Source organism: Megasphaera sp. UPII 135-E (assembly GCF_000221545.1).
Lineage (GTDB): Bacteria > Bacillota > Negativicutes > Veillonellales > Megasphaeraceae > Megasphaera > Megasphaera hutchinsoni.
Genome location: NZ_AFUG01000007.1, coordinates 88361 through 100919, shown reverse-complemented (window position 1 = coordinate 100919; position 12559 = coordinate 88361). Strand labels below are relative to the sequence as shown.

The following is a 12559-nucleotide window of genomic DNA, read 5'->3' as shown; positions in this document are numbered from 1 at the left end:
AAAAGGAGGATTACATAATGGATAAAAAAGAATATTTCCTTTATGTCCAAGGAAAAGCGGTTAAGGTAAATGAGGAAATATACAGAGCTTACTGGAGAATAACGGAACACGAAAAATATCTCCAAAGAAAAGATTGGAAGTATAACGTACTTCCCTTTTCTGTATTCGATTATGATGGTCATTTTATAGATAACATCGCAGATGAAAGTATGGATATTGAAAAAATTGTAAAAGTAAAAATGCAAATTGAAGAACTGAATAAGGCATCAGCTACCCTTACAGAAGAAGAAAGGGACATCATTACTGCCATATTTTTCAGAGAGGAGAGTTTTCGGTCTATTGGATAAAGAAAAAACAGAAGCTATCAGGCAATTGGGAAAAGGAGGGATAAGATTTTAGAGAAATTAAGAAAACTCTTAGAGGGTAAAATCTAATAAAGCGAAAAGGTTAAGTGCGAAATGTGCTTAACCTTTTCTCATAAAGATGAAAGCGAGGAATGGATATGAAAGACAATAGGACAGAACTACAAAAAGTAAAATCGGAAATTGAACTCAAAGAAAATGAGCTTGAAAAGTACGAAAAGAAGTTGGTGCAGTTAAAAAATCAGGAAAAGAAAATCAGAAAGCAAGCGAGCCTTGAAGAACGCAAAAAGCGAAACCATAGATTGATAGAACGAGGAGCAATCTTAGAAAGGTTTATTGAGGGAGCAAGCGAGAAAAGTAATCAAGAAATAAAGGCTATCTTACAAAGAACATTTCAAAAAAGATAAGAAAAGCAAGGACATCGTATAATCGCAATTCCCTTAGATTTTCTAAGGGCGCAATTATACACCCTAAAGGGTGTCCTTGCGTCCTGCGGAGCCTTTACCCTTGCAGGGAGCAAAAGAGGAGTAGCAAAGATGATTGCAAATCCCGATCATTCATTTAGGAGCAAGTGCCAGTGCCTTAGAAAGAAAAGGAGTAGAAACCGAGAAAGGAAACATCAACCGAGAAATCATAAAGCATAATTCCATTGTGAGAGCAGTCCGAGAAAGAATAGCTGAACTCACCTCTTGGCTGAATGATTTTATTAAACTCTTATTTGAAAAATATGAGCAGTACAAACAAGAGAAGAAAGAAGAATATGAGAACAAAGCGGAACTTTTTAATCTTTATGAATACATCAGTATTTATTATGACGTATAGGGAGAAAAAGCGAGAAAACTAAACCTCTATGCAAGCAACAAAAAGATAGGAGCAGACCTTAACCGATTTTACAAAGCAAGGATATATCTATCCGATAACAAATTGCAGACCATTGCAGATTTACAAAGGAAAATCACCGAACTACAAGGCAAGAATAAGAACATCTATCAGGACATCAAATCTAAAACCCAAAGAATAGAAACACTTCATCAATGCCTTGTCTATGCAGACATCATCAAAGCAAACAGAAAGGTTTATGAGGAGTGGAAAGGTAAAACCTTTTTGTTCAAAGACAGCTTCTACAATGCCTATCAAGAGGAAATCGAAAAATACCAAAGAGCAAAAGGACAGATTGAAAAACTAAGCGGAGAAAGTGCCTTAAAGCCAAAGAGTTGGAAGAAAGAGATCAAAAGCCTTGAACAAGAGATAAAGAACTTAAACCATCAATCTCAGCGAATAAAAGACGAATACGAGCAAATCAATCATATTAAGTATGCCGTAAAAATGGTCAATGAGGATTATGGCATAGACCTATCTATCGAGATTGATAAGGCAATCAAGAGAGGAGAAAAACCGCGTGTCATTGCACAGATTAAGAAATACCAAGAACAACAAGAAGTCTACGAAAAACGAAAGGAAAAGACAAAGGATTATTACAGGAATGAGGAAAGATGAAGTCCCGAAATGGGATAACATCAAAAATTAAGGGGGTCGTAAATCACGACTTCCTTAAAGACTATGAGGGGAGTAATGATTTGTTACCCCTTTTTGCGTAGGATAAAGAGAGGAGAGAAAAATGGCAGAAAGACGAATGTTTTCCAAGTCCATTATTTGGTGCGATATGTTTTTAGAAATGCCTTTATCCTCACAGGCACTTTATATGCACTTGAATATGAGTGCCGATGATGACGGATTTGTAGGAAACCCCAAAACAATCTTGAGAATGATAGGAGCGAGTGAAGATGATTTTAAGATATTAGTTATCAAAGGCTTTGTGATTGTGTTTGAGAGCGGAATTATTGTAATTACCCATTGGAAACGAAACAACTACATTCAGAAAGATAGGTATAAGGGGACGATCTATAAAGACGAAAAAAGCTATCTAAACATCAGTAACAACAACCTTTATGAGAAAACGGAGCGTATTTATATCCAAAATGTATCCGCTTTGGATACACAGGATAGGATAGGTAAGGACAGGTTAGATAAGGGTAGTATAGATAAAGGGAGAGGAGAAGAAGAAAATCCCCACCCCAAAATTTAAAAACCTACGGGGAATTTCAAAATGTCAATCTAAGCGCTGAAGAATATCAAAGGCTAAAGGAAAAGTTAAAAAGCCACACAAACACAATGATTGAAAAGCTATCAAGATATATGCAAAGCAGTGGTAAGACCTATCAAGACCATTATGCAACCTTGCTTCATTGGTACGAGAAAGACGAGGAAGAATTACGAAAGAAACTGAGTGATAAAAACCGAATTCCGATGATTGAGGAATATATGATAGGAGATCACCTTTAAGATAGCCTTAAAAGACGGTGTAAGCACTCTATTTTGTTTCTAAATGCAAAATAGGTACAAAAGGATAAGCCAAAAAGAAAAAGAGTCTTAAAACGGTTACCACCGTTTTGTAGTGGGTTAAATAAAATATGGTTACAAGAATGAATATTCAGTTTGATGGAATGATAAGATATGGGAAATATGAGAAAATTGATATAATAGGATGGACGAGAAATTGACAAATTCAAATTGTTAGGAGATAAAAGTATGGCTCATTCAATACAATCAATAAGAAATGTTTATGATCTTGCAAAATGTGCTAGAGATAGTGGAAAACCTTTTGATGATGAAGAAATTAAAAAACTTTTAGAAAGGACAGTTACAGATGAAAAACTAATTTCAGAATATCCAAGATTTGAGAAGGGATATGCTGCGGAAGATTTATTCATGCGTATATTTTCTCTTTTGCCTTGGGTAAGAAGTATTGTTCCATTAGGACAAGAACAATTTCCCGAAAAAAGTAAAGAAACAATACAAGTGCCAGATTATGAAATTATATTTGAAGCTGGAAATGAGACAGATACAGCGACTATTTTAGTTGAGGTAAAATTGGTTGATGGTGACAAGCAAACATTTGAACTGCCGAAGTATAAATATGAAGTTCTATATGAATATTCGAGTCATAAAAAGGTTACTCTTTTATTTGCTATTTTTTGGAGAAAGCAATGGATATGGACGATTAATTCAATTGAGTCATTTATAGAAAAGAGTAGCAGTTATAAGATATCGTATGAAAGAGCTTATGCGAATGATTTGTCAGCAATACTTGGAGATTATACATATTTGTTTAGAAAGCAATGTTATAGAAAAAGTATTTTTTCTAAGAATGAAAAAGCTGATACTGAGTTTATTCATAGACATGAAGAATATGGAAAAACAATATATGAAGGCTTATCTTTAGATGGGCAAAAATTTGAATCATTATGCATATTTGAACCAGCATTATTGGATTGTGCATTTGACTTTAAAGAGATTTCTTATAAAAATTTATCAAACACTGAAATTGAGATAATAGAACAATATGATTACTTGCCATATGTATATAAACTATCATCTTTATTATTGGCATACTTGAATAAAATGTACTGCATAGATAAGGATAATATGTATTATAAAGATAACATATTGGTTAAGAGAACTTTTGATATTGTTGATACCGTCCGTAGAAAATGTGGAGGAGAAAAATTTTATTTAATACCATACAATGTTAATGAAACATCAACACGATTGTTTGATTTACAATTTGGTAAAGTAGAACACATATTTGATGCATATAAAAGTACTGAAAGAAATGAAGGGCATAATATTTTAGTCAGTCATGAATAATAGTATTGAATATCTCGACAAATCTCAGTTTGTCGAAGTAAAAAATCAAATAGGATATTACCAAGAGGAAGTAAAAGCAAATTGCCGACACTTCCTTTTTTGTTGTTAAAAATCCCAAAAACGGAAAGGAGAATTTATGGAAGAACTGAAAAATAAGGATAAAAACGGCATTAGCACAAAGAGAAAGATTGGAAAGACCACCTATGAGGTTGTTGTCCATTTCAATGAAAATGCGACAGAAACAATGCAAGATAAGTTGACAAGAATAATGTTGAGGGAACTTAGGAGAAAATCGGATGAAAAAAAAGATGATTTTGATTAAAAAGTCCTTGACAAGTAGCAACAGGAAAAACAGCAAAGTCTATTCTTATTTCATGTGGTGCAAGGCTTGCTCCTTTTGATATTAAGGAACTTAGAGACCTTATGAGTGAAGATGAGCTTGATACGTTAGGAGATAGAAAATCAGCACTCTTTGTTATTATTTCAGATACAGATGATACGTTTAACTTTGTTGTATCCATCATGTACTCACAGTTATTTAATTTGCTTTGTGATAAGGCAGATGATGGGTACGGGGGAAGATTACCTGTTCATGTAAGGTGCTTGCTTGATGAGTTTGCAAATATAGGCTTAATTTCCAAATTCGAGAAATTGATTGCAACAATCCGAAGTAGAGAGATTTCAGCAAGTATTATCTTGCAGTCACAATCTCAGCTAAAGGAAATCTATAAGGATAATGCAGATACGATTGTGGGTAACTGTGATAGTACATTGTTTCTTGGAGGAAAGGAAAAGACAACACTTAAAGAACTATCTGAAACACTGGGTAAAGAAACCATAGACCTATATAACACTTCGGAAACAAGGTCTAATGCCAATAGCTATGGACTGAATTATCAAAAGACAGGAAAAGAGCTGATGAGCCAAGACGAGATAACAGTTATGGATGGCAGTAAATGTATTTTTCAGCTTCGAGGTGTCAGACCGTTTCTATCAGATAAATTCGATATTACAAAGCATAAGAATTATAAGCTACTTGAAGATTATGATAAAAAGAATGTGTTTGATATAGAAGATTATATTAAGAGAAAAGGCGAAGTAATATTAAACGTTAGCTCTATAATTAATAGGGTTGACATTTGATGCAAAATGTAGTATAGGAGGTGAAAAATTGCTATTTATATGATATAATTATATAGAATATAAATAGGAGGGGTTTAGATTGACTTATATTGTGAAGTCATCTGAACGCCTACGTCCTGCCGCCTCCGAGACTGAAACTAAAGCATTACTTTATCTCATGAATTTTAGAGAAGATAGTGACGAAGTATATTACTTTGTAGTTGATTTTTTTAACGATTTAACTGGAATGTGTAAAATGGCGGATAAGATGTGGGATGTTCAGTCAAAAGGAGCTAAAAATTCTTCACCAAAGATGATAGGAAAGGAACTTGTTACTCTTTATAAAAATTATTTGAGTGACTTTGAGTTTTCTTGTTTTATCTTATTTTTAGGTGGAGTAAGTAATACAGTTAGAATAGATAATAACATTAATAGCTTTGATGTTTCTAATGTGGAAGTATCTGCATTAGAAAAGATAATAGAGGGATTAAAAGAAGAGTGCAAGAGTAAGACATATATTAATGACGCAGAAATTACTGATGATAAAATCAATGATTTTTTAAGCAAAATTTACTTTGTTATAGATGACAAAGAAAAAAGCGAGTATGTAAAAAAAATAATTAGATTAAATCCTTTAATTATCCCGAAGGATGAGGTTTTAGTTGCAATTTTTAATGAAATAATGAATACACAATCGGGTAAGAAGAATAATAGAATAGTTGAAGATATTACACTATCGTTACCAAACGACGCGATTAGTTATGGTAGACATTTAACTGTGACAGAAATCAAAATATTGGTATTAAACAGAATTTTAACTCAAGAAGTAGTGGGTGGGAAGTTACCTATTTCATTCATTCCTATTTATTCTAAGTATCCTGAAGAAAATCGAAAAAATTTACTTGAGGACTGCCAATTAGATTTTTCAAAAGCATTATTTGATACATCCTCACAAGATGATTATTGGAAGTTATTTGAAGAAGTATATAGATTGATTACAAATAATCCAAATGATGATATAAATGAAATCTTTAATAAATTAGATAAGGATTTGAAAAATCGTTGTCGTCATTTTAATGTACTGTCTCTTAAGTACTTTATTTCTAAAATAAAGGACGGACTAGAATTATGATGATAAAATCAATTTTTATTGGAAACGCAACAGAAGCTTTTCTAGAAGACAAATTTAGCGAAGGATTTAATATTTTATATAGTGATGATAACAACAAAGGTAAAACGATAGTTATCCAATCAATATTATACTGTATGGGAAATAATCCGGTATTCCCATCTTCTTTTGATTATGAAGAATATTACTTTATTTTAACACTAGAATTGGATGGAGAGCTCTTTGATATATGTAGACGAAAAAATAACTTTGTTATTAAAAAGGATCATGAAATTTACGTGTTTGATAACATCTCGGAGTTCAAATACTATTGGGATAAGAATATACATAAGTTACCAATAATAGTAAAAAATAGTAGGGAAAGGCTCGCGGATTTAGAACTATTGGTACAGGTGTTTTTTACTGGTCAAGATAAAAAAGTCACTCATGATATTATTAATAGTGGTTGGTTAAAAAAGGCTGACTTCATTAATATGTTGTACTCAATGTATGGAATAGATAATAGTTTTGATTTGAATCAAAGTATTGAAGAATTAAAAAATAGAAAAAGTAAACTAAAGACGGAGAAAGATAATCTGTTAAAAAAGAATAAGATATTAAAGAAAAACAATATTGCTTTAGAGACTTTAAGTTATACTAATAAACAGCTAGCATTAGATGAAAAATTAAGAGAAGTTGAGATAACTAAAGAGTTAATCACTTTCTTAAACAGAGATTTAAATAATGCAATTAAACGTAAAACAAAAAATGAGTTGGTTATAAAAGAATTAAGATCGCTGAATAGAACTATGAATGTTGGTCAAATTTCTTGTATGGACTGTGGCTCAAATCATATTTCCTATGAAAGTGCAGAAGCAGAGTTTAATTTTGATATTTCAACTTCAACGATGAGATCTCAAATTATAAAATCAATTGAAGAAAAAATTGAAATTTATAGAGAAGAAATTAATCGTTTATCAGCTGAGATAACTGTTCAACAAAAGAAAATGAATGATATTTTAGAGACAGAAGATATCTCTCTTGAAGAATTATTAGTTGCAAAGATTAACTTGAATGGCACACAAGATGATGATAAAAGATTAAGTGAAATTATGAAAGAAATTGAAAGCATTGATGGACAGGTTGAGTTGATTTCATCTAAGAGCGAATCTAGTAATGAAGAGTCTAAGATGGTATTAGAGCGAATTGTCAATGAAATGAACTCATTCAATGAATATATTGACTTTTCAGTTACGAATAAATATATAGATATTTTCACTTCAAGAAATAAAACTTACTCTGGGAGCGAAGGAACACAGTTTCATTTAGCAAGAATGTATGCTTTTGCAAAAGTGTTGATGCACGATTATCCAATAGTCGTAGATTCATTTAGAGCGGAAGATCTTTCTACTGAAAGAGAGCAGAGAGTTTTAGATAAATTTTTTGAACTTAAAAACCAAATTATTTTTACAACGACACTTAAAGAAGAAGAAAATTTGAAATATGAGTCAATTAACGGAGTAAATGATATCAATTATAGTGACCATCAAAACTATAAAATGCTACAACAAACTTATGTAAATAATTTCATAGAAAAATTACATTTAATGTCAATTAAAATAAAATAATCAAATAATTTGTAGAATAGACAAGGAGACGATAGAAATTAAATTTTATCGTCTTTTTTTGTGCAACAAAAGGAGGAAAAATGATAAGGATAAGAAGCCCCACTTAAAGAAAAACTAAATAGCAAGAAGTGTAGCGATTGGAAAAGTAATAATTCCAGTCGCTTTTTTTATTTGAAATTAAAAAAGAGAAAACAAAAAAGATGAAGCAAGAAATGATTAACATCAATGCCAACTTAGTGGCGGAACCAACTTTTTCAAGTTTTGACAAAGAGGGAGAAACTGTTGAGGTTGCAAACTTCACGCTTGTAAAAAAGTACGGGAAAGGCAAGGAGTATATCAACTGTGCAGCCTATGGAGAAAAATCGGAGAAAGCAAAGGACTTTGAAAAAGGCGATTTGATTCATATCTTTGGTTACTTTAAGAAGCGTGAAAAAGAGGGAAAGACTTACAAAAACTTTGTTGTGAAGTCATATAACAAGATTGAAAAGAAAGAAGAAAGCGAGGAGGAATAAATTATGGATTTTTTTACACAGGCAGTTAATGTATTAAAGATTTTGGTAATGGCAGTAGGTGCAGGACTTGGAGCATGGGGTGTTATCAACCTGATGGAAGGATATGGCAATGACAATCCGGGTGCAAAATCTCAAGGTATTAAGCAGCTGATGGCAGGAGGCGGTATTGTCCTAATCGGACTTAAGCTGATTCCACTTCTTGCCAATGTACTCAAGTAAGAAGAAAAGGAGAGCTTAGATGTTTGGAATATTCGACAAGATAGAAGAATTTTTTAAGGAACTTCTACTGGGCGGTATCCAAGCAAACTTAGAGTCCATGTTTCTTGACATCAACGATAAAGTTGGTGCAGTTGCAACAGATGTAGGAAAAACTCCCATGGGGTGGAACGGAGATGTATTTGCCTTTATCAAAAGCATTAACGATTCCGTCATTATTCCCATAGCGGGACTAATCATCACAGCAGTCCTTTGTATTGAGCTTATCAATATGGTAATGCAAAAGAACAATATGCATGATACGGACACCTTTGAATTTTTTAAGTACATCATTAAGATGTGGATTGCTGTATGGTTAGTATCTCATGCTTTTGAGTTTTCAATGGCGGTCTTTGATGTGGCACAACATATGGTAAATAAGGCGGCAGGGGTGATAAATACCTCTGCCACCATTTCCGGAGATCAGATAGTGGCAATGATGGATACCTTAAAAGAAAAGGGGCTTGGAGAGCTTGTTATGATTCTCTTTGAAACCTCACTCATAAAGGTTGCCATAGAGGTAATTTCCATTGTAATCATGCTTGTGGTTTACGGAAGAATGTTTGAGATTTATGTTTACTCATCGGTTTCAGCCATTCCATTTGCCACAATGGGAAACAAAGAGTGGGGACAAATTAGCACAAACTATATCAAAGGACTATTTGCACTTGGGCTACAAGGACTCTTTTTAATGGTTTGTCTTGGAATATACGCAGTATTAGTTAAAACAATACAGATAACAGATATACACACAAGTACCATGACGATACTTGGATATGCGGTTTTGCTGGGGTTAATGATGCTAAAGAGCGGAACTCTGGCCAAAAGCGTATTAAATGCACACTAACAGAAAGGAAGGATAGGATGATCAAAAGAAAAACAGTATTTACAGCAGTAGTAATCGGAGCAGGTGTTATAGCGGTGATTGATAGAATCAAACTTTTTAGCAAGATTAATGACTTGGAAGAAAGAACAAAAGACATCGGTCGCTGCCATAATGACTTTTGTATTTTGCAGGAAAGATATAACAAAAATACAGATAAACAGATAGAAAGCATTCAGGAAGAAATCGGCTCTGTTTATGAACACATGGCAGAGCTTTCAAAGGAAAAAGAAGATGGGAGGTAAGTTATGGCGTATGTACCAATCCCAAAAGACCTAAAGAAGGTAAAAACAAAGGTAGCTTTTAACTTAACCAAAAGGCAGATGATAGGTTTCACACTCGCAGGACTGGTAGGACTACCAGTCTATTTATTTATGCTAAAGGTCGTTCCAAATGATATTGCCGTCATATTTCTCATTGTGTCCACACTCCCTATATTTTTCATCACTCTTTTTGAAAAGGACGGACTGACATTTGAGAAATATTTTAAATATATTTACCTTCATAAGTTTTATCAACCACAAAAAAGAGTGAGAAAGGAGGTTTACCTTGAAAGACAAAAGAAAGATTCAGCAGGTAAAGTTAGAACAAAACAAAAAGATGTTAAGAAGTCAAAGACAGGACTTAAAGCAAAATAAGGGAAAATCTAAAAAAGATAAAGGCGGGCTACTTGACCTTATTTTTAGAAAAGAACCAAAAAGATATACTGTCGAAGATACCATTCCCTATCTTAGACTCTTAAAAAGCGGTATATGTCAGCTTGACGAAAAGCACTTTAGTAAAAGCATAGCCTTTCAGGATATTAACTACCAACTTGCCTTAGATGAAGATCGAGACTTGATTTTTAATCAGTTTGCAAATTTTCTAAATTCCTTTGATCCAAGCATCAGTATTGAGTTTTCATATATCAATCAACTCGGACGAAACGAAGAAATGAAGTCGGCAATTCAGATACCGGATAAAAAGGACGGTTTTGACGATATACGTCTTGAGTTTAGAGAGATGCTTAAAAGTCAGATTGTAAAGGGAAATAACGGACTGAAAAAATCAAAGTATGTAACCTTTACAGTAGAAGCGGATAATTTAGAGCAGGCAACATCAAAACTTGAAAGACTGGAGATAGATATATTATCTAATCTCAAGAGTATGGGTGTTCGTGCTGAAAGTCTTACAGGAGAAGAAAGATTAAAGATACTTCACGATATATTAAATCCCAATAAGACCTTTGAATTTTCATACAAGGACTTAAAGAAAAGGGAAAGCACAAAGACATATATTGCTCCTGATGAATTTAACTTTACTCCGTCAAGGTATTTTAAGTTTGGAAAATTTATCGGGGCAGTAAGTCATTTTCAAATTCTTGCAAGTGAGCTTTCAGACCGTATGCTTGCCGAGTTTTTGGATATTGATGATAACATCAATATTTCATTTCATATTAAGGCAATCGACCAATCGGAGGCTATTAAAATGGTAAAGAGAAAAAATACCGATATTGACAAGATGAAAATTGAGGAAAATAAGAAAGCGGTAAGAAGCGGTTATGATATGGACATTCTTCCATCGGACTTAATCACCTATGGAGAAGATGTAAAAAGCCTCCTAAAGGACTTACAGACAAGAGATGAGCGAATGTTTGTAGTAAGTATTGTCTTTATGAACTTTGCAAAGACGGTGCAAAAGCTTGATAACACAATCTCTCAGATAAGTTCCATTGCAAATAAGCATAACTGCAAGCTGAAAAGACTTGACCATACGCAAGAACAAGGACTTATCAGCGTGCTACCTCTTGGCGTAAACAAGATTGAGATAGATAGAGGACTAACCTCATCATCTACGGCAGTTTTTATGCCCTTTACCACAGAGGAGCTTTTTATCAATTCAAGTAACAGTCTTTATTACGGACTAAATGCCTTAAGCCATAACCTGATTATGGCAGATAGGAAAAAACTCAAAAATCCAAACGGTCTAATCCTCGGAACTCCTGGAAGTGGTAAATCCTTTAGTGCTAAAAGAGAAATGGCAAATGCAATTTTAGTAACGGACGATGATGTGATTATCTGCGATCCGGAAGGGGAGTATGGAAACCTTGTAAGACAATTTAATGGAGAAGTCATTAAAGTCAGCAGTAAGTCGAAAGACTACCTAAATCCCCTTGATATAAATATGAACTATGGCGATGGGGATGCGCCACTGAAAGACAAAGCAAACTTCATTATGAGTATGCTGGAGCTTGTAGTTGGTGGCAGTGGACTTACGGCAGAAGAAAAGTCCGTTATAGACAGGTGCTTACCTAAGATTTACGAAAAGTATTTTGATAATCCAACTCCTGACAATATGCCAATACTTCAAGACCTATACGATATGTTAAAAGGACAGGAAGAAAAGGTCGGTAAAAAGCTGGCAACGGAGATGGAAATCTATGTATCAGGTTCCCTTAATGTTTTTAATCACAGGTCAAATGTGGACTTAAATAAGAAACTCCTGTGCTTTGATATTAAAGAGCTTGGAAGTCAGCTAAAGAAAATAGGAATGCTTGTTATACAGGATCAGGTGTGGAATAAAGTATCTCAAAATAGAGGAAGCAAGGCTACAAGGTACTATATAGATGAGTTTCACTTGCTATTAAAAGATGAGCAGACAGCATCTTATTCTGTGGAAATATGGAAGCGTTTTAGAAAATGGGGAGGTATTCCAACAGGTATTACGCAAAATGTCAAAGACCTACTTATGAGTAAGGAAATTGAAAATATCTTTGATAATACCGACTTTGTCTTAATGCTAAATCAAGCGTCAGGAGACAGAGAAATTTTAGCAAGAAAACTTAAAATCTCACTTCCTCAGCTTAGATATGTTACCAACTCAAATGAGGGCGAGGGACTACTGTTCTTTGGCAATACCATTGTTCCTTTCCTTGATAAGTTCCCGAAAGATACAATTCTCTATCAGAAGATGACTACCAAACCTGAAGAAGTGAGGTAGCC

At 33.6% G+C, this 12559-nt stretch carries 14 protein-coding genes and 2 pseudogenes; all 16 read left to right on the top strand.

From position 1 onward, the window contains the following. Nucleotides 1-17: 17 nt before the first annotated feature. The 16 genes and pseudogenes from HMPREF1040_RS01275 (at nt 18) to HMPREF1040_RS01200 (ending at nt 12557) form a co-directional block, all read left to right on the top strand. Nucleotides 18-434, top strand: a pseudogene (locus HMPREF1040_RS01275) (sigma-70 family RNA polymerase sigma factor). A gap of 68 nt (nt 435-502) precedes the next feature. Next, nucleotides 503-769 (top strand): DUF3847 domain-containing protein, encoded by a 267-nt coding sequence (locus HMPREF1040_RS01270; protein WP_007392015.1) that lies wholly within the window; start codon nt 503-505, stop codon nt 767-769. Nucleotides 770-902: 133 nt separating this feature from the next. Then, nucleotides 903-1184 carry a hypothetical protein gene (locus HMPREF1040_RS08175; RefSeq protein WP_218015426.1) on the top strand — a complete coding sequence of 94 codons (282 nt, stop codon included), beginning with the start codon at nt 903-905 and terminating at the stop codon, nt 1182-1184. A 102-nt stretch (nt 1185-1286) separates the two neighbouring features. Then, complete coding sequence (locus HMPREF1040_RS01265; RefSeq protein ID WP_007392118.1) at nt 1287-1859, top strand: hypothetical protein; 573 nt, start codon at nt 1287-1289, stop codon at nt 1857-1859. A gap of 121 nt (nt 1860-1980) precedes the next feature. After that, nucleotides 1981-2448: a hypothetical protein gene (locus HMPREF1040_RS08170; protein ID WP_007392097.1), complete on the top strand. Its 468-nt coding sequence runs from the start codon at nt 1981-1983 to the stop codon at nt 2446-2448. 503 nt (nt 2449-2951) lie between these two features. Next, a complete protein-coding gene (locus tag HMPREF1040_RS01250) occupies nt 2952-4070 on the top strand; it encodes a hypothetical protein (RefSeq protein WP_007392135.1) in 1119 nt (372 codons plus the stop codon). Between the two features lie 136 nt (nt 4071-4206). Continuing rightward, a complete protein-coding gene (locus HMPREF1040_RS01245) occupies nt 4207-4392 on the top strand; it encodes a transposon-encoded TnpW family protein (RefSeq protein WP_007392092.1) in 186 nt (61 codons plus the stop codon). Between the two features lie 11 nt (nt 4393-4403). After that, nucleotides 4404-5213, top strand: a pseudogene (locus tag HMPREF1040_RS01240) (VirD4-like conjugal transfer protein, CD1115 family); the annotation flags it as partial. 79 nt (nt 5214-5292) lie between these two features. Next, the gene (locus tag HMPREF1040_RS01235) at nt 5293-6324 is read left to right on the top strand and encodes a hypothetical protein (RefSeq protein ID WP_007392037.1); all 1032 of its coding nucleotides are present in this window, start codon (nt 5293-5295) and stop codon (nt 6322-6324) included. Continuing rightward, complete coding sequence (locus HMPREF1040_RS01230; RefSeq protein ID WP_007392103.1) at nt 6321-7928, top strand: hypothetical protein; 1608 nt, start codon at nt 6321-6323, stop codon at nt 7926-7928. The genes HMPREF1040_RS01235 and HMPREF1040_RS01230 overlap by 4 nt, the downstream gene beginning before the upstream one ends. A 200-nt stretch (nt 7929-8128) precedes the next feature. After that, complete coding sequence (locus tag HMPREF1040_RS01225; protein ID WP_007392107.1) at nt 8129-8440, top strand: single-stranded DNA-binding protein; 312 nt, start codon at nt 8129-8131, stop codon at nt 8438-8440. 3 nt (nt 8441-8443) lie between these two features. Then, complete coding sequence (locus HMPREF1040_RS01220; RefSeq protein ID WP_007392018.1) at nt 8444-8659, top strand: Maff2 family mobile element protein; 216 nt, start codon at nt 8444-8446, stop codon at nt 8657-8659. 19 nt (nt 8660-8678) lie between these two features. Then, complete coding sequence (locus tag HMPREF1040_RS01215; protein ID WP_007392131.1) at nt 8679-9542, top strand: VirB6/TrbL-like conjugal transfer protein, CD1112 family; 864 nt, start codon at nt 8679-8681, stop codon at nt 9540-9542. A 17-nt stretch (nt 9543-9559) separates the two neighbouring features. Continuing rightward, entirely contained in the window at nt 9560-9823 is a 264-nt protein-coding gene (locus HMPREF1040_RS01210) for a hypothetical protein (protein WP_000595839.1), read from the top strand. 3 nt (nt 9824-9826) lie between these two features. Further along, the gene (locus tag HMPREF1040_RS01205) at nt 9827-10216 is read left to right on the top strand and encodes a PrgI family protein (RefSeq protein ID WP_036257240.1); all 390 of its coding nucleotides are present in this window, start codon (nt 9827-9829) and stop codon (nt 10214-10216) included. Further along, on the top strand, nt 10128-12557 hold the full coding sequence (locus HMPREF1040_RS01200; protein WP_007392019.1) for a VirB4-like conjugal transfer ATPase, CD1110 family: 2430 nt from the start codon (nt 10128-10130) through the stop codon (nt 12555-12557). The genes HMPREF1040_RS01205 and HMPREF1040_RS01200 overlap by 89 nt, the downstream gene beginning before the upstream one ends. Nucleotides 12558-12559: the final 2 nt, after the last annotated feature.

What these genes read in the sequence shown, in the direction of transcription:
- HMPREF1040_RS01250 (WP_007392135.1), top strand. Translation starts at nt 2,952, where the DNA reads ATGGCTCATTCAATACAATCAATAAGAAATGTTTATGATCTTGCAAAA.
- HMPREF1040_RS01220 (WP_007392018.1), top strand. Translation starts at nt 8,444, where the DNA reads ATGGATTTTTTTACACAGGCAGTTAATGTATTAAAGATTTTGGTAATG.
- HMPREF1040_RS01205 (WP_036257240.1), top strand. Translation starts at nt 9,827, where the DNA reads ATGGCGTATGTACCAATCCCAAAAGACCTAAAGAAGGTAAAAACAAAG.
- HMPREF1040_RS01270 (WP_007392015.1), top strand. Translation starts at nt 503, where the DNA reads ATGAAAGACAATAGGACAGAACTACAAAAAGTAAAATCGGAAATTGAA.
- HMPREF1040_RS01225 (WP_007392107.1), top strand. Translation starts at nt 8,129, where the DNA reads ATGAAGCAAGAAATGATTAACATCAATGCCAACTTAGTGGCGGAACCA.
- HMPREF1040_RS01210 (WP_000595839.1), top strand. Translation starts at nt 9,560, where the DNA reads ATGATCAAAAGAAAAACAGTATTTACAGCAGTAGTAATCGGAGCAGGT.
- HMPREF1040_RS01230 (WP_007392103.1), top strand. Translation starts at nt 6,321, where the DNA reads ATGATGATAAAATCAATTTTTATTGGAAACGCAACAGAAGCTTTTCTA.
- HMPREF1040_RS01215 (WP_007392131.1), top strand. Translation starts at nt 8,679, where the DNA reads ATGTTTGGAATATTCGACAAGATAGAAGAATTTTTTAAGGAACTTCTA.
- HMPREF1040_RS01245 (WP_007392092.1), top strand. Translation starts at nt 4,207, where the DNA reads ATGGAAGAACTGAAAAATAAGGATAAAAACGGCATTAGCACAAAGAGA.
- HMPREF1040_RS08170 (WP_007392097.1), top strand. Translation starts at nt 1,981, where the DNA reads ATGGCAGAAAGACGAATGTTTTCCAAGTCCATTATTTGGTGCGATATG.